Origin of the sequence: Paenibacillus sp. FSL R5-0908 (genome assembly GCF_038006245.1) — a bacterium.
Taxonomy (GTDB): Bacteria; Bacillota; Bacilli; order Paenibacillales; family Paenibacillaceae; genus Paenibacillus_AQ; species Paenibacillus_AQ odorifer.
This window is the reverse complement of the sequence record NZ_JBBOUV010000001.1, coordinates 7,031,958-7,057,123: the sequence shown is the minus strand read 5'-3', so window position 1 is coordinate 7,057,123 and position 25,166 is coordinate 7,031,958. Positions and strand designations below refer to the sequence as shown.

The window sequence follows — 25,166 nt, the reverse complement described above, 5'->3', positions numbered from 1 at the left end:
GTCAGTTGCAGAGTGATCTTTCAAGTATCCCTTCGACTCGGTTTCGACCGATGCTCGCGGGGATTTTCTTTTTTTTAAAGGATTAATGGAGATTGCCTTGAATTTTTATTGTGATAAATTATACTTGACGCTTTAAAAAGACGATGTATCCTTTGAAGAGAATATAGCAACTGTGCGAACATGCATAAAAAAGCGGAGTACAGCAGGATAATAACGGCAGGAGGGTTTTATACAAGCATGAAGTTAATTACAGAGGTAGCAGCACAAGCAGGAATCGACGAGCAGCATCTGGAACTATACGGCAAATATAAAAGCAAACTCTCACCTTCCTTATGGGAGGATATGAAAAACAAGCCAGATGGCAAGCTGGTTCTGGTCACTGCGGTGAATCCGACCCCTGCTGGAGAGGGTAAGACCTTAACAACCATCGGGTTGGCGCAGGCAATGAATGCAGCAGGTGTGAAGACTGTGGCTGCTTTACGTGAGCCCTCGCTTGGGCCTTGCTTAGGGATGAAGGGCGGTGCAACAGGCGGCGGGAAGTCGCAGATTGTTCCGGCTGATGAGATTAATTTGCACTTTACCGGTGACATTCATGCAGTAACTTCTGTGCATAATTTATTGTCCGCTATGATTGACAATCATATCTTCCAAGGCAATGAGCTGGGGCTGGATCCGCAGCGTATCGTTTGGAAACGTGTCATGGATATGAATGACCGCAGCCTGCGCAGTATTGTGACTGGGCTCGGGGACGGAAATGGAGCGGTACGGGAAAGTGGCTTTCAGATTACAACAGCTTCTGAGATTATGGCTGTGTTATGCCTATGCGATAACCTTATTGATCTCAAGAAGCGTTTAAATCGTATTCTGATAGGTTACGACCAAGAGGGACAACCGGTAACAGCTGAGCAAATCGGGGCCGTTGAAGCGATGACAGCGCTGCTTAAGGAAGCAGTTAAGCCAAACTTGGTACAGACTTTGGAAGGTACGCCTGTTATTGTGCACGGGGGGCCGTTTGCGAATATCGCTCATGGCTGCAGCAGTGTTATTGGCACTCGTTATGCCCTTAAGCTGGGAGAGGTTGTGGTCACCGAAGCAGGCTTCGGAGCGGATCTTGGTGCAGAGAAATTCATGGATATCAAATGCCAACAGGCCGGGTTGACTCCTTCTGCTGCTGTTCTTGTTGTAACTGTTAAGTCCTTAAAATATAACGGTGGTGTGCCTAAAGGTGAGCTTCTAACCGAGAATCGGACGGCGCTGCGCGCGGGATTGGTGAATTTAGAACGCCATGTAGAGAATCTCGGTAAATTTGGAGTCCCTGTTTTAGTTGCCATAAATCATTTTGAAGGGGACACCGAGGGCGAGATTAACGATGTACTGGAGGCCTGCCGCAATTTAAACGTGCCGGCTGCGATCTCAAAAGTATGGGCGGAAGGTAGTGCAGGTGGACAGGAGCTGGCTTCTGAGCTGAACAAGCTCTTGGACAATAGTGGCACGAGCCAGTTTGCTCCTTTGTATGAGAAGGATCTCAACATTTCATCCAAAATTAACAAAATTGTCCGTGAGATCTACCGCGGGGCAGAAGTGAACTTTTCTCCGGCGGCTAAGCGGAGTCTGGCGGTTATCGAGCGGCTTGGGCTAAATGATCTTCAAGTATGTTTGGCGAAGACACCTTATTCCTTCTCCGACCAGCCTAGACTACTCGGAGCACCTGAAGGCTTTACGATTGGTGTCCGAGATATTACCCTTTCACTTGGTGCCGGCTTTGCGGTAGTTATTACAGGCAATATCGTTACGATGCCAGGTCTGCCAGCTAAGCCAGCTGCTGAGGGAATATGGATGGACGAGGACGGCGAGATTCACGGTCTGGTGTAAAGTGTTTTTATAAAAGGCTTCTCCTTATTGAATTAGAGGGGGAAGCCTTTTTTATGTTTCCTTTGAATTCCTGCAAATGCGGATCATAATGTACCTCCCACGTGGCAAAGCTAACGGAGTCGCATTCGGCAGCAGTGGCGGAAAAAAACTTAAAATTGTGAACAATATGAGGATATAGGTAAAAAAGACTTGTAATGTGATAAATATCACAATATAATCAGTTTATAAAGTGAAATTAATCACAACCAACCCATTGTTGATCAGATTCCATCATTGATCGGTCATGCAAGTCAAATATATAACCCGATTGTCCATTTGAAGGAGGAAGAAATAATGAAAGTAGCTGTCATTGGATGTACCCATGCCGGAACCGCCGCAATTGTGAATACTGCTCAGCTTTACCCGGATGCCGAGATTACTGTATATGAGCGTAATGATAATATTTCCTTCTTATCCTGTGGAATTGCCTTGTATGTAGGTGGAGTGGTTAAAGACCCAGAGGGGCTATTTTATTCTTCACCAGAAAAGCTTGCAGAGCTTGGCGTAAAGACCAATATGCGTCATGAAGTAACTGCAGTGGATACGAAGTCCAAAACATTACGTGGTCGCAATCTGGAGACAGGCCACGAGTTCGCTGACACCTACGATAAGCTGATTATGACTACAGGTTCATGGCCGATTGTGCCGAAGCTTGAAGGGTTTGAACTCGAGGGGATTTTACTTTCCAAGAACTATGATCATTCCAACACTATTATAGAAAAAGCTAAACAAGCGAATAAAATAACCGTCGTCGGTGCTGGATATATCGGCGTTGAACTGGTGGAAGCTTTTCAAATGAATGGTAAGCAAGTTACGCTAATTGATGGTGAAGATCGCATTCTGAGTAAATATCTGGACCAAGAATTTACTGCACCGATCGAACAATCTTTTCAGGATCATGGGATTAAATTGGCACTGAATGAGAAGGTCAGCTCTTTTGCAGGCAAAGACGGTAAGGTTACAAAGGTTATTACAAGCAAAGGTGAGCATGAGACAGATCTGGTCATTCTCTGCATTGGTTTCCGTCCTAATACTGAACTCTTAAAAGGTCAAGTCGATATGCTGCCTAATGGTGCCATTGTAGTCAATAACTATATGCAGACTAGCTGCCCGGATGTATATGCCGCTGGCGACAGCTGTGCGATTCATTACAACCCTACAGGCAAACACGCCTATATCCCACTGGCAACCAATGCTGTGCGGATGGGAACCTTAGTTGCACGCAACTTGGTAACAGAAACCATTCCTTATATGGGTACACAAGGGACTTCGGGCATTAAGATTTATGAAGACAATATCGCTGCAACAGGGCTTACTGAAGAAGGAGCTAAGGCTGAAGGAATGGACGTAGAAACCGCCATGATTATTGATAACTACCGTCCGGAATTTATGCCAACCTTTGAGCAGGTTCAGTTAAAAGTAGTGTTTGATCGCGCCACACGCCGTATTCTCGGGGCTCAAATTATGTCCAAGATGGATCTGACGCAATCGATCAACACAGTGTCTGTATGTATTCAAAATCAAATGACAATCGACCAACTAGCCTTTATCGATTTCTTCTTCCAACCGCATTACAATAAACCTTGGAACTTCCTGAATACAGTAGGTCTTCAAGCGCTGCCGACAACAGTACCAAGCAAAGAGGCTGTAACGGTTTAAAAAGAAACGATTGTTTCTGAGTGATTTATCGACGAAAAGACAACCTTATAAAGCTAGAAAAGCAGCGATTCTCCTGTAACGGGAGGATTGCTGCTTTTTTTGTTAGGTGCAGAATGATTAGCTGCTTGGGTAGATGCAATCCAATGGCTTCGGTGATGGTAGCAAGCCAAATGTGCTCGAAAGTTACGACTAGGGTCATCTGAGTCCGATCGTGCTGAGTCATCATCCCTCCGCAGAAGCTTTCGGACTCAGAAGGCGCTATTTAGCAATTAATCGCCGTTTGAGCGTGGTTTCGGACTCCAATGCAGCTATTACTTAGAATGAGGTGCATTGAGTGTGTTTTTCGTGCTAATAGCGACTATGGGGTCCGATAGCAAGCCAAATGTGCTCGAAAGTTACGTATAGGGTCATCTGAGTCCGATCGTGCCGAGTCATCATCCCTCCGCAAAAGCTTTCGGACTCAGAAGCCGCTAATTAGCAATAAATCGCCGTTTGAGTGTGATTTCAGACTCCAATGCAGCTATTACATAGAATGAGGTGCATTGAGTGTGTTTTTCGTGCTAATAGCGACTATGGGGTCCGATAGCAATCCAAATGTGCTCGAAAGTTAAGATTAGGGGCATCTGGGTCCGATGTCCAGGTGTGGGCCAAATATGCTCAAAAGCTACGATTAGAGTCATCCGAGTCCGATAGAATGCCGATAGTGAAGTATGACTATAGTGAAGTATGACTATAGTGAAGTATGACTATAGTGAAGTATGACTATAGTGAGGTATGATTTCAGTGAGGTATGACTCCAGTTAGGTATAGCTCCAGTGAGATATAGCTGCATATAGGGTCAACTGAGTCCGATAGCTGCTGCGTACGCCCAAATGTAATCCAACGAAACAAGATATGCTGGCTTAGTAGGTCAGTCGCAAACTTCTAATTGTGCACAGGCCGGAGTAAATTTGACATGTCAGTGAAAACTTTCACTTAGTTTTCTCAAAGTGATAATTATCACGTTAATGTGTTTTACGACACGCTACAATGGTCATAAAGGAACAAATTTGAAGTAAATAGATGAAGGGGATAGGAACCATGGCTTATAGCAAACCGCAGCAAATTGCCGAAGTAACTGTAGAGAACGGCATAAAAAAAGCTCATAATCCGCTAAGTACCGTACTTATTCTGGGCTTTTTGGGAGGAGCGTTTATTGCGCTCGGGTTTTTATTAGATATTCGCGTCATTGCTGGCGCACCACAGGAATGGGGTTCCATTGCTAACTTTATCGGAGCCGCAGTCTTCCCTGTTGGGCTGATCATGGTACTCCTTGCAGGTGGAGAACTGCTGACAGGAAATATGATGGCCGTGCCGCTCGCTTTTATGGCTAAGAAGATTTCTTTCTGGGAAGTTGTGAAGAATCTTTTGCTCATTACGATTAGTAATCTGGCAGGGGCATTATTTGTAGCTTATTTCTTCGGTCATGTGGTGGGTTTAACTTCAGAGGGTGTATATTTAGAAAAATTGGTGGATATGGCTGGTCATAAAATCGATGCAGAATTCTTTCCGGCATTTGTTTCGGGTATCGGCTGTAACTGGCTCGTTGCACTGGCCGTATGGCTCTCCTACGGAGCAGATAACTTCAGCGGCAAAATCCTTGGTATTTGGTTTCCAACGATGGCCTTTGTTGCGATCGGATTCCAGCACGTTGTAGCTAACATGTTCCTAATTCCAGCAGCTATTTTTGAAGGTTATTATTCATGGGGGCAATACTTCACTAACTTTGTTCCCGTCTGGCTCGGCAATCTAACGGGTGGAGCAATATTTGTCGCAGCTGCCTATTGGATGGCATACTTGCGTAAAGCACCTACGGCTATTCAATCCGTAGATAGCATGTCCGGCAGCAGTGTCAAAAAACACGCTTAAGCTCGTCTTATAGAGCACTCCATAGAACATTCAAGGTCTGCCTTATTGGTGGCGTTAATGTTTTAGGGGTGCTTTTTGTTATGTAGACACAAAAAAATCCGCCGTGATATATCCGCGCTCGGGGGAACGAAATCGGATCACGGCGAATTTTGAAGGGGGAGTGTTTCTAGGCTCTATTACCCCGTCTTTCGGATAGCGAATCAGTTTCTTCTTGTTTAGTTTGCTTTACGGACGACAGCCACGGCTTTAAAATAAGAATAGATATTAGAACTAGGGAGGACTGCGGACGTGAACCCCAAGGGAGACGGGATATTTCATGCGATATGTGCGTTTTATCCTCTAGATTTCATGCGTACTTTATCACGATAAAACGTCAATGTGTATGCTTGCTCATAGCCCTGTTTTGGGATGATACTGGATGAATTAATGACACATATATAACAGGGGATGTACACTACTTATGAAGTTTTTACAGGCATATCCAAAAGAAGTGAAAATATTTCTCATTGCCAGCCTAATTAACGCAACAGGTAGTGCGTTGATGTGGCCGCTCGTTACGATGTATGTATTTGATGAGCTTGGACGCAGCATGTCAGATGCTGGACTGGTGATTCTTATTCAATCGGTTGGTGGGATCGTGGGTCAACTACTCGGGGGCTCACTCTATCATAAGGTAGGCGTTAACCGGCTGATTGTCGGAGCGCTCGCCATGAATGCTTTGGCACTGTTCACCTTGCCGGCAGCTAGTAACAACTGGACGTTATTTATGGTAGCAATGGGACTGGTAGGATTATTTAATTCCTTATCATTACCTGCCATTCAGGCATTTATCGGCTTTCGTTTCACGAAGCAGCGTGGTGAGCTGTTTAATGTTATTTATGTCGCCAATAATATTGGTGTAGCACTGGGGACAGCATTAAGTGGTTTTTTGGCTGATATTTCCTATATGCTAAGCTTTGTGATGAATGGTGTAACCTCGGCGGTATTTGCGGGTTTCTTTTTTATATATCTGAAGAAAATCGGTGGAGAACCTGCGCATGAGGTAATGGGGCATCAGAAGAATGAACCAGAGAAACAATCCACGTGGAAGCTAATGGGGCATACTCGTATTTATCTTTATATGGGGATCGGTTCTTTGTTCCTGCTTCTCGGTAACTCTATCTGGAATACAGGGGTATCTCCGTTCATTATTTCAGAGGGCTGGCCTAAGAAAACTTATGGTTTTCTCTGGACACTGAACGGTATTTTGATTTTTGCAGCTCAGCCATTGGTAACAATGATTAAGCGCTGGTTCGCGTCTACCTCAACGGCGCAAATGACTGCAAGTGCCCTGTTTTATTTGGGTGGCTATGCGTTTCTTTTGTGGATGCCTAATTATCCTGGCTTAGTGCTCGGAATGGTGCTTGCTACACTGGGAGAAATGCTGATTTCTCCAGCGATGCCATCCTTTATCTCGGATCATGCGGGGCGCAGCGCACCATTTTATTTGGGACTAAGCGGAGGGATTGGTGCAGTCGGGAGAGTCATTGGCCCTTACTTCATGGGCAGACTGTATGATAGCGGTGGTTTGGCACCGACAGCCTGGCTGGCCTGTGCGATGGCGCTGCTGTCTGTAGGATTTTTCGTCATCCATTCTTTAGTCAATCGTAAAGGCCATTCGTTAGAGCGGTCCGTAAGATAACTATACACAGTGGATTCCAACATCTGCTGTGAATTCTATAGAGGTGCAAGGCAAGGGGTGTACATCTTATGAAACAAATCAACAAGGCAAGGTTAACTATTAGACCATCAGAGATTAAAGACGTGCGAGAACTGATTGATCTGGACCATCTGATTTGGACAGAGGACACTAGCCCGGGACCTATGTTGTGGCGCTCACAAGAGGATTTCTTGCTGAATGCTCCTCCGGGCTCTCAGCTCGTAGCGCTACAAGATGACAAGCTATGCGGATATGTCGGGTTTGGCTGCCCTAGTAGAATGGAGAGCAACCGGCATGTGTGCGAGGTTAATATTGCTGTTCATCCGAACTATCAACGTTTAGGCATCGGCCGGCAGCTCATGGAAGCCATTAAGGAACATGCTGCGGCGCATGCTATTCGTAAGCTTCGCCTGCGTGTATTATCCTGTAATGAATCAGCGATTTCTTTTTACCGGAAATGCGGTTTTGTGGAAGAGGGACGTCTGCGGGAGGAGTTTTATCTTGGCGGCCGTTATGTGGATGAGATATTTATGAGCTCTATGCTGACAGGAGGAACTGGATATGGAGATCGTCTCGCTTAATGTCGGTCGGCCGGTGACGGTGGATTATCGGGGAAAACCTTTGGAGACCGGAATTTATAAAACACCTGTAGAAGGATCGGTTCAGCTTCATACCAATGGATTTGTTGGAGATGGTCAGGCAGATCTTAAACATCATGGAGGTCCTGACAAGGCGGTGTGCGCCTATCCCATTGAGCACTATCCTTATTGGGAACAGCAGCTGGGAAAGAAACTGGAGTACTCGGCTTTCGGAGAAAATATCACCACCACAGGTCTGCTGGAGACAGAGGTGTGTATTGGCGATGTATATGAAATAGGCACCACTTTGCTTCAGGTCAGCCAGCCAAGATACCCGTGTTTCAAAATCTCACAAAAGCATGGACCTGCTGATCTCCCGGCTCAAGTTCTGGATACAAGGTATAGCGGATTTTACTTGCGTGTACTTCATGAAGGAATGATTTCAACCGGCGATGCAATTGTCAAAAAAGAAAACGGAGACAGCAATGCTTCCGTGGCGCATGTACTGCATTTAATGCAGGTTGGCTTGCAAGAGGAAGCTGCTCTGGCAGAGCTTGTGGAGCTGGAAGCTCTCTCAGCCGTAGTACGGAACAAGTTTCGAAAACAACTGGGTATGCCAGAGATCTAATCTGGGTCTGCTCAATAAAAAAACCTGGAGGCGTATGCCAGCCAGGTTTTTTTCTGCTTGCGTGTTTGTTTAACTTTGCTTTGCTTGTAACTTAGCCGAGCAGCTGCCACTCACTACGCAATAAACCATATACGGCGTGATTCACGTAGCCATCGGGCAGCTTTTCTGCCTGTCTGATCACACCTTCGAGCACAAAACCAAGCCGTTCAGGAATTGCCCGGCTAGTTACGTTGGCGGTTGCGCAGCGAATTTCTACCCGCTGCAGCTCCATTTCCAGCAGGGCGTAGTCTACTAGAACTCGGCAGGCGCTGGTCATATAACCTTTGCCTTCATAGCCATCACCAAGCCAATAACCAATCCCTACGGAACGGTTATGCCAGTCAATCTGGTGATACCCAATGACGCCAGCCAGCTCGCCGCGGACCCAAAGTCCAGCAGTGAAGGCGCCATTGTCAGTGCCTTGTTTTATAGCATTTTTAATGAAATTAAGGGTGTGATCCTGTTCCGTAACGGCATCAACCCAAGGAAGCCATTGCCTAAGTCGTTCCCGCGAGCGCTCCACTAACGCGAATATGTGCCTGGCATGCTCAGGCATGAGTGGCTTTAAGATAAGCTCTTCGTCGATGACATAATTAAACAAGCGGTTGCCTCCTTTTCGGCACAAGGCCTTATGTATGATTATGGATTTTTTCTTATGATTATCATGCTACTCTATCGCCCGCAGAGAAGTCAAAAGGTCTAAAGATGCTAAAAATTGATCCAGGCCATGTGCCCCCTTTTATTGAACAATCTACAGTTAACGGGTATATTAGTAGGAAACATGTTTATACAAGAAGTAGTGTAACACTACAGAACGAAAGGTTGATAGCTGTGGAGAACCGTACTACCCCCTCCAATTTTATTAAAAATGTTATTACCGAAGACCTCCGTACGGGTAAAGTAAAAGAAGTTGTCACACGCTTTCCGCCGGAGCCGAACGGTTACTTACATATCGGACATGCCAAGGCGATTTGGATTAACTTTACACTGGCGGACGAGTTCGGTGGCAAGACTAACCTAAGATTTGACGACACGAATCCTGCCAAAGAAGATACGGAATATGTGAACTCCATTCAGGAAGATGTAAAGTGGCTGGGTTATGAATGGGAAGAGCTGCGTTTTGCATCGGATTATTTTGAGGAAATGTACAAACGTGCCGAATTATTAATTACTAAAGGTAAAGCTTATGTAGATGACCTCAGCGCGGATGAAATTCGCCAATTGCGGGGAACGCTGACAGAGCCAGGACAGAACAGTCCACATCGTGAGCGCAGCATCGAAGAGAATTTGGATCTGTTCCGCCGTATGCGGGCAGGGGAATTCAAAGATGGTGAGAAGGTTCTTCGTGCCAAGATCGATATGGCTTCACCAAATATTAATCTGCGTGATCCTGTCATCTATCGGATTACTCATGCGCATCACCATAATACAGGGGATAAATGGTGCATCTATCCGATGTATACATTCGCTCATCCACTTGAGGACGCTATTGAAGGAGTGACTCACTCCCTTTGTTCGCTTGAGTTTGAAGATCAACGCCCATTTTATGATTGGGTCGTAGCGGAATGTGAGATGCCTTCTGTTCCGCATCAATATGAATTCGGCCGTCTGAATCTCGCTCAAACCATGACTAGTAAACGTAAGCTGAAGCTGCTGGTAGACGAAAAACATGTGGATGGCTGGGACGATCCGCGGATGCCAACGATCTCCGGCCTGCGCCGTAGAGGATATACGCCGGAAGCGATTCGTAAATTCGTGTTCGAGGCAGGGATCTCTAAGAGTCAGGGGCTAGTGGACCTGCAAATGCTGGAGCACTTTATCCGGGAAGACCTTAAGTTAACTGTGCCTCGCACCATGGCTATACTTCGTCCGCTTAAGGTTGTTATCACCAATTATCCGGAAGGCCAAACAGAATGGCTTGAAGCGGAAAATAATACAGAGAATGAAGAAATGGGTGTACGCCAAATTCCGTTCTCTCGTGAGATTTATGTTGAGCGCGACGACTTTATGGAGAATCCGCCCAATAAATATTTCCGCTTGTTCCCCGGCAATGAAGTACGCCTGAAGCATGCTTATTTCATCAAATGTAATGAAGTCATTAAAGATGAGAATGGCGAGGTTGTTGAACTGCATTGTACGTATGATCCGGAAACAAAGAGTGGCAGTGGATTTACAGGCCGCAAGGTAAAAGGTACTCTGCACTGGGTAGAAGCTAGTCAAGCTGTGCCTGCAGAATTCCGTTTATACGAGCCGCTGATTTCTGCTGAAGAAGTAGATGAAGCTGCAGAAGTTGAAGGTCTGGATTCCACGGTAGAGAAAGCGGAACCTAGCTTCTTGGATCAGCTTAATCCTAAATCCATTGAAATCTTACAAGGGTTTGTGGAACCCGCGCTTAAGGACAGTGTGGCTCAGGATAAATTCCAGTTCTTCCGTCATGGCTATTTTAATGTAGATAGCAAATATTCGGCGCCTGGGCATCTCGTATTCAATCTTATCGTTTCACTGAAGAGTTCATTTCAGCCTCCAAAACAAGGCTAACACTTGATTTGTTCAGGTTCTTTATAATAAAACAGGCTCAAACGTCCCGTTTAGGTACGTTTGAGCCTGTTTTTATATTTTCGCTTATAATATTTCGATGTGAGAGAGTTCTTCCTCATCCTCTGTAGGGGGCCGGTAGCCTCCACGGTTTACAAAGAGCCACATGAATGTAAAGCCAAGCGTTCCAAACAGTGTTAAGAAGACACCCGCTTGGTACATGCTCTGTGCCCCTAGATTTTGATACATCCACCCTCCGAGAACTCCTCCAACAATACCGGCTACGCCGCTCCAAGTCAGTGTGTAGAGCGCTTGTCCTGAAGCGCGGTAAGGTCTTGGAATAAGAAGCATGGTCAGTTGAGTGCCAACATAGAAAAAACCACCAAATGTTATGCAGTGTAAAATTTGAATGAGCACTACTTGGAGGGCTGTAGTTGCGTCCGCCATAAACCACCATCGTAGTACGAATAAAGCGCTAACCAGCGCAAGCCAGCCGAGCAGAACAGATATTTTACGTTTAAGGAATCGGTCGCAGAGAACAAATACACCCACTTCCAAAATAGAGGAGAGGAATACTGCGAGACCAATCATTCCCTTGGAGCCGCCTAGATCCGTAATATACAAAGACATGAATGTAGTGTTCATGGTGTTCGGTATGGAAACTAGGATACCAAACAATATGAAACACAAGAAAAAGGGGTTATAAATGAGTTTGCTGAAGCCTCTATACGGCATGGGAGCCATGCCAATGGTATGGTTAAGTTTCGGTAATGCAAGAATGGATAACATTGATGCACATAGTAAGCCTGCAAACAGATAGGACAAGATAGATACACCAGCCCAATCAAGGACCAATCCGGCGGCAATTGCAATTAGTGCCCACCCCAATGAACCCCAAAGCCGAAAAGAACGGAAGCGGTAGTTAGTTCCGTCAATATAGCTGAGAATCATCGTATTGCTCTGAGCAAATAACGGTCCTTGGAAGAAATAGAACAAAAGAATGGAGATGTAGATCATCTCATATGTATTTGCCCGAAACATAAGCTGGGATAACACTAACGTTCCGATTAACATAAGCAAAACGATTCGCCGGATATTCTGGTATCGGTCAGTCCAGATTGCCCAGAATGGATTTGCAAAGATGGATACTAGCGCACCCATAGAGAATACGGCACCGATCTCTAATTTGTTCATCCCTACATCCAGCAGGTATAGTTGAAAGAAGCTGGTGAAGAGGACCATGGTTCCGTATACAAAAAAATTGAACCATTTTAAAGACGTGAAAGAAGATGGATAGTTAACGCCTTTCCGCAAATGCGTCACTCCTTTCCCACTAGATGTCTTGCATGGATATACTGACCAATATTAGGCCCTTCTATCACTGTAACACGTGTTGAAAAGGGATACAAACTTCCTTTTTTACTTTTTTACATTTTTTTAACGTTTATTTAAATTTGATCCGCTAAGTGACAAAAAACGCATATAACAAGTTTGCAGGTGGCAGAAATGTTAAGAGTTTGCTCTTCCTTACGAGGAACATGCCTGAGGGTTACCCTATCTATGTTCTTACAAAAGCGAATCAACGGGTTTAACTTCAGTTTACAATTCAGGGCTAGGATGGGGTTAAGCGAGACAGAGATGATACACTCTTCTCGCAGATTTACCAAGAAAAGGGGAGCTTTTGCATGAAAAAATCCGAAGCTAAGGGGAAAACGGCGCTGAAGCCATTCCTCACATTATTAAAAGAAACGAAGCCTTCATACGGCTTATTGGCAATAGCCATTGCACTAAGCATGATCTCGACATTGGTTAGTCTGGTGATCCCAATGTTCACCAAAAATCTGGTGGATGGCTTTTCTTTGGCCTCCGTCAGCAAGCTGCAAATTGCGGGCATAGCAGGTGCTTTTATCGCGCAGACGATCGCCGGGGGAATCTCTATCTATCTGCTGAATTACGTGGGTCAGAAGATGGTTGCAGGTCTTCGTGACCGGTTATGGCGTAAATTTTTAGTGTTGCCAGTAGCTTATTACAATGATAATCGAACAGGAGAAAGCGTCAGCCGAATGACGAATGATACAGGGATCATCAAAACGCTGATCTCTGAACATCTGGCCAGCTTATTTACCGGAGTGATTTCCATTGTGGGCTCCATTGCTGTGCTGTTATTTTTAAACTGGAAGATGACGCTTGTTCTGTTCACCGTTCTTCCACTATCTGCGTTGATTCTGGTGCCGCTTGGACGGCAGATGTACAAAATATCCAAAGGCATGCAGGACGAAACAGCCTCTTTTACCGCCACACTTAGTGGTGTATTGTCAGAAATCCGTCTAGTGAAATCCTCGGGTGCAGAGAAAAAAGAGTACGAAGCAGGCAAAACCGGAATTACGAACCTGCTCTCCTTTGGTATTCGTGAAGGCAAAATCAGCGCTATGATCAGTCCACTGGTCTCTTTTGTCTTTATGATGTTACTTGTAGTCATTATCGGTTATGGCGGGATGCAGGTATCTTCCGGGGCTTTGACAGCTGGAGAGCTGGTAGCCTTTATCCTGTATCTTATTCAGATTATTATGCCGCTTACTCAATTGACCACGTTCTTTACACAGATTCAGAAGGCTAAAGGGGCATCAGAGCGCATTATTGAAACCCTGGCAGCAGAAGAGGAGGTATATGAGGGCCAGGAAGAGGCGAACGGTGCAGAAGGTCCTATCTCGGTAGAAGATCTAAGCTTTGGATATAAAAATGGTGAGAATGTGCTAACCGATGTAAGCTTCCGGATGCTTCCGGGTCAGGTGACGGCTATTGTTGGACCGAGCGGGGGCGGCAAGACTACATTATTTTCACTGCTCGAACGATTCTATGAGCCTCAGAAAGGTATGGTTAAGCTAGGTGATAAACCAGTGTCAACCTTCTCATTACGCTCATGGCGGAAACTGATCGGGTACGTCTCACAGGAAAGCCCATTGTTGGCAGGTACGATTGCTGAGAATTTAACCTATGGATTGGATCGCGACGTTAGCATGGAGGAGATGCGCGCAGCAGCAGCAATGGCTTATGCAGATGGCTTTATCGATGAGCTTCCTGAAGGATATAATACGGATGTTGGCGAGAGAGGTGTGAAGCTCTCGGGTGGACAGCGGCAACGTATTGCTATTGCTAGAGCGCTGCTGCGGAATCCAAAGATTCTTATGCTTGATGAGGCGACCTCCAGTCTGGATAGCCAATCAGAGGCCGTAGTGCAGAAGGCACTGTCCAATTTGATGAAGGGCCGGACTACGATTGTAATTGCGCACCGTTTGGCTACTGTTGTAAATGCTGAGCAGATTATTTTTATGGAAAAGGGCCAGATTACCGGGATGGGAAGACATGAAGAACTGCTGGAAAACCATGAGCTATATCGTGAATTTGCCACCCAGCAGCTGCAGATGAATAACCTTGAGATTCAAGACAATAAAGAGGAGGCTCCAGTGATACATGACAAAAATACTAGTAGCGGACGACGATCCGCACATCCGCGAATTGGTAGAAGTATTTCTGAGAGCTGAGGGGATGGATGACATTTATGGAGTTTCTGATGGACTGGAGGCTCTTCAGATTCTGGAGAGCCATAACATAGACTTAGCCATTATTGATGTGATGATGCCCAATTTGGATGGCTGGGAGCTGTGCCGGAAGATGCGCCAAACCTATGATTTTCCAATATTGATGCTGACGGCTAAGGGGGAGACCTCACAAATTGTGAAGGGCTTTGAGCTGGGAAGTGATGACTATCTCGTCAAACCCTTTGAGCCAGTGGTGCTTATTGCGCGAGTAAAGGCACTGCTCAAACGTTACCAAATTTCTGCTGCACAAAGTGTGGGGATTGGCCGGCTGCGAATGAATCGTAAAACCTACGAGGTATCCTCAGCGTATGGAGAAGTTACCTTGCCGCTTAAGGAATTTGAGCTGTTATTTAAGCTGGGCAGCTATCCGGGGCAGACGTTGACTAGAGACAGGCTGATCGAAGAGATATGGGGTTATGATTTTGAAGGGAATGAGCGGACGCTCGATGTGCATATCAACCGTTTGCGCGAACGGTTCGCTCCTGATAAATACGGGTTTGTTATTCGTACCATCCGCGGATTAGGCTATCGGCTGGAGGCAGAGGCATGAACCGGTTTAAGGAGCTTCTTAAGCGGATTGGGATGACTTTTATTTACTTCGGTGGCGTTGGGATTAGCTGGAGTGCAGCTTATTTCTTGATGAACTGGATATATGGCAGGGTTGGACGCCCCTCTTCGGAGTATTTGACCCAGTTAATCAGCGTGATGGTCGGAATTGTGATTTTGTTTTTGATGGCATTGGTAACCTCCAAGTTATTCCGGGGCTGGGAACGTGTTTTTTATAAATCAATTATCGAAGGTTTAGGGCGGATTGCTAAGGGTGATTTCAATGTGGTACTGGATAATACTAAGGACTACGGTGATTTTGGTGAGATTGTAGAGAGTATCAACGTAATGGCCAGCGAACTGAGCCAGATGGAGACCATGCGTCAGGATTTTATCTCTAATGTATCGCATGAAATTCAATCTCCGCTAACCTCTATTCGGGGGTTTGCTCTTGCGCTGCAGGATGAAACTCTGAGTGTGAAGAGCAGGAGGCACTACCTTAATATTATAGTGGCTGAGAGTACCCGCGTATCTGGGCTCAGTGATAATTTATTGAAGCTGTCCGCGCTTGAATCGGGCAATTTTCCGTTTGAAAATCAGATTTACCGCCTGGATAAGCAGCTTAGAGATAGGATTCTGGCTTCTGAACCACAGTGGTTGGAGAAAAATATAGAGGTAGAGGCTGAACTGGAAGAAGTGAATGTATCTGCTGTAAAAGATTTAATGAGTCAGGTCTGGACTAATCTGCTGCAGAACAGTATCAAGTTTACTCCGCAGAACGGCTGCATCCATATTAGCCTTCGCATGGTGGATGAGCAGGTAGAGGTGGAGATTCAAGATAGCGGGATTGGCATCTCGGACGAAGATCTGCCTCGGATCTTCGAGCGTTTCTATAAGGCAGATAAAGCTAGAACCGCAAGTGGTGGCGGTAGTGGACTGGGTCTGTCACTGGTTAAAAAAATCGTTGAGCTGCATGAAGGTAAGGTAACTGTAAATAGTCGTCCTGGGGAAGGGACAGCGTTCAAGGTGAGCTTGCCAGGACGAATGAAATAAACTTGCTGTATGTGAAAAAGAGCTGAAGCCAGTATTCTGGGTGGATTCGAAGATAACACCTTCCGTCCTGAGAAAAAGGCTACAAGAGCCGAGGCGGCGACGGCGGCGACTATTTATAAGCTGCTCGAAGCTCTGTCTCTCTAATAGTGATTGAATAGCTTACGCTAAGCTTTAAGCACAACGCCGCTTTCCCAGTTTGTTCAGTGGGAAAGCGGCGTTTTTTGTATTTATGCATTTTAAAGAGGAACTATAATACCGGGATGGACGTTTATCCACCAATTTGAGACATGCGCCGAGCTGTCGGTGTGTGGCTCTGTGCTTTTTTTTCCAGAGCTAAGGCCATTTCATGATTATGGGGTTTGTTGCCCAGCGCTTTCCGGAATAAGGCCTGCACAGCAGCAGGATCGCTTATTAAAGGACGGACATTGTATTCATCTTCCCAATACAGGCAAGCTTTGATGTGCCCATCTGCGGTAAGTCTTAGGCGGTTGCAATTATCGCAGAAGTGATCGCTCACCGGATGAATCAGGCCGAATGTACCAGGGGCTCCGATAACCCGCCGATTCTGGGAAGGGCCATTCCCGGAGGGCATTTCTGCTGCTTCGGTTTCCCAACCAGCCTCAGTACAAGCTTCTACAACCCTTTCCAGAGGCAGATAAGTCTGGCGCCAAGCATCAGTAGCACTGCCAATCGGCATGTATTCTATAAAGCGTACATTTAGAGGACTCTCCAGCGTAAGGGAGATGAAGTCTTTGATCTCGTCGTCATTAATCCCTTTCATCAATACGACGTTAAGCTTTATCGGTTGAAGTCCGGCGGCTTGTGCGGCCTCGATCCCCTTTAATACCTTAGCAACTTCGCCGCCACGAGTAATCATAGAAAATCGATCCTGCCGTAAGGAGTCTAGGCTGATGTTTACCCGTGACAAACCGGCTTCTTTTAGCTGTGCTGCTTTGGCTGGAAGCATTAAACCATTTGTAGTCAGCGAAATATCTTCTATACCTGGGATCGCAGAGATCATAGCAACAAGCTTTTCCAGATCTTTGCGGACAAGAGGTTCTCCACCAGTTAGTCGTACTTTACGTAATCCAAGAGGGGCTAGCGACTTAACGACTGCGGTAATTTCCTCGTAACTCAGAATCTCGTCCTGCGGTTGGAATTGCATCCCTTCCGCTGGCATACAATAGATGCAACGCAGGTTGCAGCGGTCGGTAACCGAAATGCGGATGTAATCGTGTAAACGTCCAAAAGGGTCCGTCAGCGGCTCCATGGCGTTGCTCCCTTCCTTTAAATCTGGCTGATAAATTGCTCTTATACTTTCTCGTATACAAACATAACGTCCCTAATAGGACAAAACGCGAAGATGTTTATACTTGTTTAGAATTTTAAAGACCGCTTGGATTCACGTCAATGAGCAAAGTTCTGGACGACAGGGTTTCATTACATAAAACTGGACAAACTAGATAAGAAGATAACGCATATTGAACAACGGAAAGTGTGACAAAAGTACGACAAATAAAGTTTTTAGACATAGAATGCTCACGGAAAGCGCTTTTAATATCCGATATAATCTAGGTGCGGATTAGTTTTAACGTTCACTTTTGCGAAAACAGAATAGGATACCGGAAACCGCACGTCGGTAATGTGACAGAGAGTGACCGGGAAACCATTGAGGAGGATTTGCAAAATGAGTACACATACTGTTCCATCGCTCACCGTTCCGGAGGCTTTTAGCCGTTGGTTGGAAAGTCGGGGATTAATATATCAGCTTTTAGTGGATTTTTTGGGTAGAAGACCATCACTCTCTCTAGTGGCTCAATGGAGCCGCAATCGCCAGATGAGTGTAGCGGCTGAGATGACGGAAGGCGGTCGGGAGCTGAAGCGCTATTTGAGTCAGGAACCGAACAAGCTGCCAATGATATGCGAGAAAGAGAGCAAGGAATATAAACGGCTTATGCAAGAACAGTCCGTTAGTTCTTTTAAATTGCGCGAAGCAGCGATTTTAGGTCGCTCGGAGGATTTCTGCAACGTGCTTGCGGATGTGTACACCTCCGCTGGAATTGTATTCAACAAGTGTAATGGTGAAGCCGATGATCATATTGCTATTGAGCTCGAATTTATGGCAGTCATGCATGAGCGTATGCTTTACAATAGCTTTTCAATAAGAAGTGCTATGGAGCTGCTTGATATTCAGGAGTCCTTTTTGGAAAAACATCTACTGCAATGGACACCGCAGTTCTGTCAGAAACTGAATGCAGCGACGGATAGTCCGCTATATCTAGGCCTCTCACATATGCTTGAGGAGTTTCTGCCACTTGATCTGCAAATGCTTCGTTCCTGGAGAGCTTCATTGGAGAGCAGTGCAGCTACAAACATTTAATATTAGAAAGCCCGACCTAATTGATAGGTCGGGCTTTTGCGTGCTGGTCAAGTGGAAAAGAAACGTTGTGTGAAGCACCAACTGAAGTAGTAATTGAAGTACCAACCGAAGCGTCTTATTGTTGCCCAACTCAAGCGCCGATAGAATAATTGGGGAATTTCTCCCTGAAATTCTGGGATTTTCAGTCATCAGACTAATAATTAGGGAAAACCTCCCTAAAATATAGCTGATTCGGTGGTAATTAAAGAAATCCCCCTTATTATCAGGGAGGAAATCCCTAATTTCGTTCATTTAGAGAAAATATTAGCTTTTTTCAGGGAGTTTTTCCCTAATTAGTTTAAGATCCACTCCGCGCATCGCCCAAACACAGAATGCAGTAAATACAAATGTACGCCGTCCAAACGACCCACGCAGATCACCCGCGTATACCGCATATCGCAAACGTTCACGGTACATTAGCCTCCCCACGCACAAACGCACATCATCCACCACCCAACCTAATAGTGATGAACAATTGGCACAGCACACAGTCTATTGGGCAAAGGAGGAATCCGCTGTACAGCCTTTTACTAAAAAAAGAAGCTGCCTCATAAGTAGAATTCACTACTTTGGAGACAGCCTCTTGTTTAAATCTAATTTACTTGGTCACATCAGGTGTTCTAATCAATTACCTTTTTGCTGCGGAATTTCATCAGGAATTCATACACGACTGGCACTACTACAAGTGTCAGCAGCGTGGAACTGACCAAACCACCGATTACGGTCACGCCGAGCCCCTTAGAGATAATTCCTGCACTGTTTTCAAGTCCAGTAACCAATGGCAGCAATGCACCAATCGTTGCAAGGGCAGTCATCAGGATTGGACGTAAACGTGTGCCACCTGCTTCAAGCAAGGCTTGACGCGTAGTGAGGCCTTCTTTTTCCTTATGAATAACGCGGTCGATAAGGACAATCGCATTCGTTACTACGATACCAATCAACATCAGCGCACCCATGAGCGAGGACACGTTTAAGGTTTCTCCAGCGATCAGAAGGGCAACGAGTACCCCGATCACTGTGAAAGGAAGTGAGAACAGGATAGCGAATGGTGCTAATCCACCGCCAAATGTAACCACAAGCACGAAGTATACGATGGCAATAGCAGCTGCCATAGCAATTCCTAATTGACCAAATGTATCATTGATCTGCTCGGTTACACCGCCGAAGGTAACAGTTACACCATCAGGCAATTCCATAGCGTCTACTTTTTCTTTCACGCTGTTCGAAGCGCTATTCACGTCACTCGAAATAATTTCGGCAGTAACATCGACCTTCATTTTACCGTCCATACGAGTAATCGAGTCAGGGGAGGAGCCATTTTCAATTTTAGCGACTTGCCCGATTGGCACGGAGATGCCTAGTGGCGAAGTCAAAGTAGCCTCTTCCATTTCTTTAATGCTCTTATACGTTTCTTTATCTGTTTCGATATAGACTTTGTAGTTCTTGCCGTCCAATTCTACTTCTGTGAGCACTGGACGTGTGCCTGCTGGACTCAGCTTCATTGCAATTTGTCCGGCTGTAAGTCCAAGGGAGCTAAGCTTCTGTTGATCCGCTACAATCGTATATTGATCGTAAGCTTCCTTGAGACTGGTTTCTGCGTCTTTGAAATTAGTGGTATCAGCCTGTACGATTGAGGCAATTTCATCCGCGACCGGCTTCAATTGATCCAGTTCATCTCCGAATACATTCACGGTCAGAGTGCTTCCACCCATGCCTCCACTCATCAGAGCGGACATGTCACCCCATACACCATCTGGCACTTCTGCGGTCAAACCTTCAATAAGTTTCTCTTTAACGGCTTCGAAATCAGGAGTGTCACTATCATAAACGATGAAAAATAGTCCTGAATTGCTGGATCCACCCATACCCATCGGGCTTCCGCCGCCAATGGAATATTGCATTTTGTCTATATGATTCTGCGCTAAAATGTATTTTTCAGCTTTCAGACCTTGCTCTTGAACTTCCTCAATCCGTTGTCCAGCCTTTGGTGAATAAGTAAGCATTACGGTTTTATCCTCTTGGGACGGCATAAAGCTTACACCAATAGGCTTGATTAAGAACAAGCTGCCCGCAAGGAGAAGAACGGCAACTCCAAAAGTAACGAGCTTATGAGAAAGACACCAGTTCAGAATCTTTTGATAACCAGCAGAAAGTTTGTCTGGTTTCTCGCTGTGAGTTTTTTTACCTTTCAATCCATTACGGAACAACGAGTGAGCCATTGCAGGAACCAGGGTAATCGCAACTACTAAGGAAGCGAGCAGGGCGAAGACCATGGTCAGAGCGAAAGGCAAGAACAGCTCGCCAACCATACCACTAACCAAAGCAAGTGGTAAGAACACCGCGATGGTTACAATTGTAGAGGACATGATAGGCACGAACATTTCACGCGTTGCTGCACTGATTAATTCTCTGCCCTTCAGTTTCTCACCAGATAAGGAGAGCCGTCGATATATGTTCTCTATGACTACAATCGAGTCATCGACTACCCGCCCAATCGCAACCGTCATCGCTCCAAGTGTCATCATATTAAGCGTAATGTCCATCTGCCGCAGACACAGCACTGCGATTAGCAGGGATAATGGAATAGAGATGATGGAAATAATCGTCGAACGAATATTCCGCAGGAACACCAAAATGATAATTACTGCGAATAAGGCACCAAATACCGCTTTGGACAACATCGTATTTACGGAGTCCTCAATGGGCTTACCTTGGTCAAGTAGAACAGTAAGGTCAATGCCTTTATATTGTGCTTTTAATTCTTCAGTTTTGTCTTTAACGCCATTTACAACATCAACAGTGTTGGCATCATTGGCTTTGACAATCTGAATACCGATCGATTCTTTACCATTTGTACGGGAGATGGATTCGGAATTGCCCACAACCTCAATCGTGGCCAGTTCTCCGAGCTTCACGGTTGGAAGTCCCATACTTGCAGCTCCGCCAGGAGCTGCATTTCCAGCACCAGCACCAGCAGCTCCGTTAGCAGCACCAGCACCAGCAGCTCCGTTAGCAGCACCAGCACCAGCACCAGCAGCTCCGTTAGCAGCACCAGCACCAGCAGCGTTAGCGCCAGTTGGCATTACCGGAATGGTTACATTTTTAAGATCCTCAACGGTAGTGATGTTGCCGTCCACGACCACTGCCTTTTGAGCCTTGTCCATCTCGAACAGTCCAAGTGGAACACGGAGGGAAGAGCCTTGAATGATACCTTTAACCGTATCTTCGGTCAGTCCATATTGGCTGAGCTTGTCTTGATTGAATTTAAGTGATACTTCTTTGACATATTGACCAGAGATTTGAATAGAAGCCACACCCTCAACATCCTCTAGGGCCGGGCGAATATCGTTCTCAGCAATACGGGTCAGTTCCTCAAGATCCTGGGTATCCCCGTTAGAAAGACTGAGGGAGACAACAGGCATTGAGCTAAGACTAAAGCGGGAAATGGAAGGCTTCTGCACATTGTCTGGCAATGAGACTTCATTTAGTGATTCGCGCACTGCTGCTGTAGCATTATCCAGATTTGTTCCATAATCGAATTCAATTTGGATACTGGAGGCATTCTCCAGAGAAGTGGAGGTGATCGTCTTTACACCATCCACATTGCGGAGCTTTTGCTCCAACGGTTTGCTGACATCATTAACGACGCCTTCTGGTGCGGCCCCCGGATAAATGGTTGTTACGCTAAGATAGGGTATACTAATATTAGGCAAGGTTTCTTGCTTCATCGTCAGTCCGCTATATAAACCGGCAAACACAATAATTATCGTCAGAAGCCAAATGGCAAATTTGTTCCTGAGCGAGAAATTAATTAAGCTTTTCATAAGTTTCGTTTCTGCTCCTCTCGGCCCTCTTCTTTACGAAATAGGGCACCATTATAAAAAATCATAATACTCACTATCCATGACTTTCTCTCTACCGAACTCTTCTTAGAGTCAATTAACGAAATACACATGAATTGTGCGGAATTGAGGCGATTAGCTTCCTCAGCTCTTCCAATTCTGCTGTGAGCTCAGAGCAGGATTGGAGGTTGGACAGCATCCCCTGAATGATTGCTTTTCGCGGGTGAGGGATAAGCACTTCACCTTCCAGAATGTTGAGCGATTCCAGCAGATCGGCTGCTTCTTCGGATGCTATATTATCTAGTTTACTGATCGCAGTCTTCATTTCTTTAATGAGCTGTAATGGATTTTTTCGTTTGTTCTCCTCATTCTCCGCCATCCAGTTCGCTAAAGTAGCAGAGTTGATTAGTGGAGCCTGTTTACTAGTAAGCAAGCCAGACACAATCATATCCATTAAATTCATTAGATGATCTGCCATATCGGCAATAGGTACCTGCGTATCCTTACGAAAAATAACCGCAATATAAGATTTGATGAGACCGTGTCCGATCATACATAAATCTCCGGTATAGGGAACGACGTCTTTTCCGTAGAGCAACTCCATTTTCACCTGGAACCATCTTAAGAAGGAAGCGTTGTTTCTACGCAGCCAGTCCGGGACTTCAGTATCAAACCCTTTGCCCGCAACCTCCTGAATTTGACGCTGCAAGAACTCACGCAATTCGTACACATGACTTAGCAGAATTTCTATCTGATTCCTAAGCTTCTCACGTGGTGTTCGTCGGGTCTCCTGTTCTTCATTTAACAAGGGATCTCGAATCATCCGATAACAATAAAGGAAGATACTGCGCTCCAGTTCTTCTTTTGATTTAAATACCAGATATAAACTGCCCTTCGAAATCCCGCATAATTCAGCTATCTCTTGCATGGATGTGGACGAGGAGCCTTTTACAGCGAATAACTGCATAGCAATCTTAATAATCTGCTCCTGCTTATCAACAGTTTTATCATTCATTAAAGGATTAACCTCCTTTCTGACTACCTGGTTCTATAATTGACTAGTTGGTCAAAATAAGTATATTCTATACAACCAGGCATTACAAATATCGGAACAGAAGGGTTACAGTTTTGTCGTAAATAGACTTTAAACAGTAATTTGCTAGGAAGAAATGTGTTCTTCATGTAATATATAAAATGTGTCAATTTCGTGTTGCTTGTATGAATAAGAAGGTAGGTAGAGTATGAGAAGAGGACTTCAATCTATAATTATCATTGGGGCATTCATAGCATTTTATTATTTTGGTTTCGGCATTTTTGGGAGTACTGCGGGAACGATTATTAGTATCTTCTCCACTCTGACAGTCATTTCGATTAGCTTGGCTATTTTTATGGAGAACCGTAACCCTTCTACAACAATGTCATGGATCTTATTGCTTGCGTTGATCCCGGTGCTGGGACTGGTCTTCTATTTTCTATTTGGGCAAAATGTGTTCAAACGCCGTAAATATGATAAAAAGGCACAAAGAGACCTTATGGCCTACGAAAGAATTGAGAATGACGCTTTACGTACGCACCAAGATTGGTCAATCTTTGATCCCTCGCGCCAAAAACTGCTGCTGTTATCCAAAACTTTAGCACGCACTCCTATTTCCTTTGCATCAGAAACACGTATCCTCACTAATGGTGAAGAGACGTTTGGTACGTTATTGTTGGAGCTCCGTCAAGCTAAACATCACATTCATATGGAGTATTACATCTTCCGGGCGGATCACATTGGAACACGCATTAAACAAATTCTGATCGATAAAGCTCGCGCAGGTGTTGCAGTCAGATTTATGTATGATGCCGTTGGCAGTTTTCAGCTTTCCAAAGCTTTTTTGAAGGAAATGAGTGATGCCGGGGTTCAGGTGGCTTCGTACGGAAATTCCACATCCTTTTTTTCCAGCCGTGTGAATTACCGGAATCACCGTAAGATTGTTGTGATCGACGGCGATGTCGGATTCATGGGGGGTCTCAATGTAGGCGATGAATATTTAAGCCGCAGTAAGACTTATGGGTTTTGGCGTGACACACATATGTTGGTTAGAGGCGAAGCGGTACGGACGATGCAAATTATTTTCCTGCAAGATTGGATGCACACTACGGGCGAAAAGATACTGGAGCAAGATTATCTTACTCCGCAACTTCGCTTTATGACAGGTGATGGTGCCGTACAGATTATTGCTAGTGGGCCGGATAACGAACGTCGTGCGCTCAAAAACATTTTCTTCTCCATGATCACTTCTGCCGAGAAATCGGTGTGGATTGCCAGTCCATATTTTATTCCTGATGAGGACATCTTAACTGCACTGCGTGTAGCTGCTGTTTCTGGTTTAGATGTTCGATTGTTATTCCCGGCTAAGCCGGATAAATGGATTCCGTTTCTGGCTTCACACTCTTATTTTCCGGCGTTGCTGGAAGCTGGCGTGAAGATTTATGAATATGAAAAGGGATTTATCCACTCGAAGCTGCTTATCGTTGATGGTGAAATAGCGACCATTGGCACGGCCAATATGGATATGCGCAGCTTCCACCTTAACTTTGAAGTGAATGCACTACTGATTCAGACGGAGAGCGTTGCCCGTATTGTTGCTGATTTTGAACGGGATTTATTATCTACCAGCTTAATTGAGCATGAAGAATTTATGAATAAGCGTATGGTGATCCGTATACTGGAATCTGCTGCTCGACTTATGTCGCCGTTACTATAA

Annotated in this window: 18 protein-coding genes; 13 read left to right on the top strand and 5 right to left on the bottom strand. The window is 45.3% G+C overall.

The genetic code is table 11. The features are described 5' to 3' along the window. Positions 1-237: 237 nt before the first annotated feature. The 6 genes from MKZ09_RS32310 (at position 238) to MKZ09_RS32285 (ending at position 8,383) form a co-directional block, all read left to right on the top strand. Positions 238-1,872 carry a formate--tetrahydrofolate ligase gene (locus MKZ09_RS32310; RefSeq protein ID WP_076201959.1) on the top strand — a complete coding sequence of 545 codons (1,635 nt, stop codon included), beginning with the start codon at positions 238-240 and terminating at the stop codon, positions 1,870-1,872. 333 nt (positions 1,873-2,205) lie between these two features. Then, a complete protein-coding gene (locus tag MKZ09_RS32305) occupies positions 2,206-3,570 on the top strand; it encodes an FAD-dependent oxidoreductase (protein ID WP_076201956.1) in 1,365 nt (454 codons plus the stop codon). 1,080 nt (positions 3,571-4,650) lie between these two features. Then, a complete protein-coding gene (locus MKZ09_RS32300; protein WP_036681949.1) occupies positions 4,651-5,478 on the top strand; it encodes a formate/nitrite transporter family protein in 828 nt (275 codons plus the stop codon). A 460-nt stretch (positions 5,479-5,938) separates the two neighbouring features. Further along, complete coding sequence (locus tag MKZ09_RS32295) at positions 5,939-7,159, top strand: MFS transporter (RefSeq protein WP_036681946.1); 1,221 nt, start codon at positions 5,939-5,941, stop codon at positions 7,157-7,159. Positions 7,160-7,227: 68 nt separating this feature from the next. After that, complete coding sequence (locus MKZ09_RS32290) at positions 7,228-7,758, top strand: GNAT family N-acetyltransferase (RefSeq protein ID WP_076201951.1); 531 nt, start codon at positions 7,228-7,230, stop codon at positions 7,756-7,758. Beyond that, positions 7,739-8,383 (top strand): MOSC domain-containing protein, encoded by a 645-nt coding sequence (locus tag MKZ09_RS32285; RefSeq protein WP_076201948.1) that lies wholly within the window; start codon positions 7,739-7,741, stop codon positions 8,381-8,383. Before MKZ09_RS32290 ends, MKZ09_RS32285 begins: the two co-directional genes overlap by 20 nt. 91 nt (positions 8,384-8,474) lie before the next feature. Here the strand turns inward: MKZ09_RS32285 and MKZ09_RS32280 are convergent, their stop codons facing one another. Next, complete coding sequence (locus tag MKZ09_RS32280) at positions 8,475-9,023, bottom strand: GNAT family N-acetyltransferase (protein ID WP_036681941.1); 549 nt, start codon at positions 9,021-9,023, stop codon at positions 8,475-8,477. A gap of 230 nt (positions 9,024-9,253) precedes the next feature. On the opposite strand from MKZ09_RS32280, the gene MKZ09_RS32275 reads away from it, so the two are divergent. Beyond that, positions 9,254-10,960: a glutamine--tRNA ligase/YqeY domain fusion protein gene (locus MKZ09_RS32275; RefSeq protein ID WP_076137942.1), complete on the top strand. Its 1,707-nt coding sequence runs from the start codon at positions 9,254-9,256 to the stop codon at positions 10,958-10,960. 84 nt (positions 10,961-11,044) lie between these two features. Here MKZ09_RS32275 and MKZ09_RS32270 read toward each other — a convergent pair whose 3' ends face one another. After that, positions 11,045-12,280 (bottom strand): MFS transporter, encoded by a 1,236-nt coding sequence (locus MKZ09_RS32270; RefSeq protein ID WP_305953754.1) that lies wholly within the window; start codon positions 12,278-12,280, stop codon positions 11,045-11,047. A gap of 362 nt (positions 12,281-12,642) precedes the next feature. On the opposite strand from MKZ09_RS32270, the gene MKZ09_RS32265 reads away from it, so the two are divergent. The 4 genes from MKZ09_RS32265 to MKZ09_RS34570 are packed head-to-tail and all read left to right on the top strand — an operon-like array spanning position 12,643 to position 16,299. After that, positions 12,643-14,499, top strand: a complete 1,857-nt coding sequence (locus tag MKZ09_RS32265) for an ABC transporter ATP-binding protein (protein ID WP_076201944.1) — start codon at positions 12,643-12,645, stop codon at positions 14,497-14,499. Then, positions 14,429-15,106, top strand: coding sequence for a response regulator transcription factor (locus tag MKZ09_RS32260; protein WP_076137920.1), 678 nt, complete (start codon positions 14,429-14,431; stop codon positions 15,104-15,106). Before MKZ09_RS32265 ends, MKZ09_RS32260 begins: the two co-directional genes overlap by 71 nt. Beyond that, complete coding sequence (locus MKZ09_RS32255; RefSeq protein ID WP_076201941.1) at positions 15,103-16,155, top strand: HAMP domain-containing sensor histidine kinase; 1,053 nt, start codon at positions 15,103-15,105, stop codon at positions 16,153-16,155. Before MKZ09_RS32260 ends, MKZ09_RS32255 begins: the two co-directional genes overlap by 4 nt. 33 nt (positions 16,156-16,188) lie before the next feature. Next, on the top strand, positions 16,189-16,299 hold the full coding sequence (locus MKZ09_RS34570) for an S-layer homology domain-containing protein (protein ID WP_081394188.1): 111 nt from the start codon (positions 16,189-16,191) through the stop codon (positions 16,297-16,299). Between the two features lie 124 nt (positions 16,300-16,423). Here the strand turns inward: MKZ09_RS34570 and moaA are convergent, their stop codons facing one another. Further along, complete coding sequence (moaA, locus tag MKZ09_RS32250; protein ID WP_076137916.1) at positions 16,424-17,425, bottom strand: GTP 3',8-cyclase MoaA; 1,002 nt, start codon at positions 17,423-17,425, stop codon at positions 16,424-16,426. A gap of 417 nt (positions 17,426-17,842) precedes the next feature. Between moaA and MKZ09_RS32245 the strand changes: the two genes are divergently transcribed. Beyond that, positions 17,843-18,535 carry a TorD/DmsD family molecular chaperone gene (locus MKZ09_RS32245; protein WP_076201939.1) on the top strand — a complete coding sequence of 231 codons (693 nt, stop codon included), beginning with the start codon at positions 17,843-17,845 and terminating at the stop codon, positions 18,533-18,535. Between the two features lie 659 nt (positions 18,536-19,194). Here MKZ09_RS32245 and MKZ09_RS32240 read toward each other — a convergent pair. After that, complete coding sequence (locus MKZ09_RS32240) at positions 19,195-22,398, bottom strand: efflux RND transporter permease subunit (protein ID WP_076201936.1); 3,204 nt, start codon at positions 22,396-22,398, stop codon at positions 19,195-19,197. A 115-nt stretch (positions 22,399-22,513) separates the two neighbouring features. Further along, the gene (locus MKZ09_RS32235) at positions 22,514-23,431 is read right to left on the bottom strand and encodes a TetR/AcrR family transcriptional regulator (protein ID WP_076201934.1); all 918 of its coding nucleotides are present in this window, start codon (positions 23,429-23,431) and stop codon (positions 22,514-22,516) included. Positions 23,432-23,657: 226 nt separating this feature from the next. Between MKZ09_RS32235 and cls the strand changes: the two genes are divergently transcribed. Next, on the top strand, positions 23,658-25,166 hold the full coding sequence (gene cls / locus MKZ09_RS32230) for a cardiolipin synthase (protein ID WP_076137909.1): 1,509 nt from the start codon (positions 23,658-23,660) through the stop codon (positions 25,164-25,166).

Coding starts and splice junctions, on each gene's coding strand:
- MKZ09_RS32310 (WP_076201959.1), top strand. CDS start 238: ATGAAGTTAATTACAGAGGTAGCAGCACAAGCAGGAATCGACGAGCAG.
- MKZ09_RS32305 (WP_076201956.1), top strand. CDS start 2,206: ATGAAAGTAGCTGTCATTGGATGTACCCATGCCGGAACCGCCGCAATT.
- MKZ09_RS32300 (WP_036681949.1), top strand. CDS start 4,651: ATGGCTTATAGCAAACCGCAGCAAATTGCCGAAGTAACTGTAGAGAAC.
- MKZ09_RS32295 (WP_036681946.1), top strand. CDS start 5,939: ATGAAGTTTTTACAGGCATATCCAAAAGAAGTGAAAATATTTCTCATT.
- MKZ09_RS32290 (WP_076201951.1), top strand. CDS start 7,228: ATGAAACAAATCAACAAGGCAAGGTTAACTATTAGACCATCAGAGATT.
- MKZ09_RS32285 (WP_076201948.1), top strand. CDS start 7,739: ATGGAGATCGTCTCGCTTAATGTCGGTCGGCCGGTGACGGTGGATTAT.
- MKZ09_RS32265 (WP_076201944.1), top strand. CDS start 12,643: ATGAAAAAATCCGAAGCTAAGGGGAAAACGGCGCTGAAGCCATTCCTC.
- MKZ09_RS32260 (WP_076137920.1), top strand. CDS start 14,429: ATGACAAAAATACTAGTAGCGGACGACGATCCGCACATCCGCGAATTG.
- MKZ09_RS32255 (WP_076201941.1), top strand. CDS start 15,103: ATGAACCGGTTTAAGGAGCTTCTTAAGCGGATTGGGATGACTTTTATT.
- moaA (WP_076137916.1), bottom strand. CDS start 17,425: ATGGAGCCGCTGACGGACCCTTTTGGACGTTTACACGATTACATCCGC.
- MKZ09_RS32245 (WP_076201939.1), top strand. CDS start 17,843: ATGAGTACACATACTGTTCCATCGCTCACCGTTCCGGAGGCTTTTAGC.
- MKZ09_RS32240 (WP_076201936.1), bottom strand. CDS start 22,398: ATGAAAAGCTTAATTAATTTCTCGCTCAGGAACAAATTTGCCATTTGG.
- MKZ09_RS32235 (WP_076201934.1), bottom strand. CDS start 23,431: ATGAATGATAAAACTGTTGATAAGCAGGAGCAGATTATTAAGATTGCT.
- cls (WP_076137909.1), top strand. CDS start 23,658: ATGAGAAGAGGACTTCAATCTATAATTATCATTGGGGCATTCATAGCA.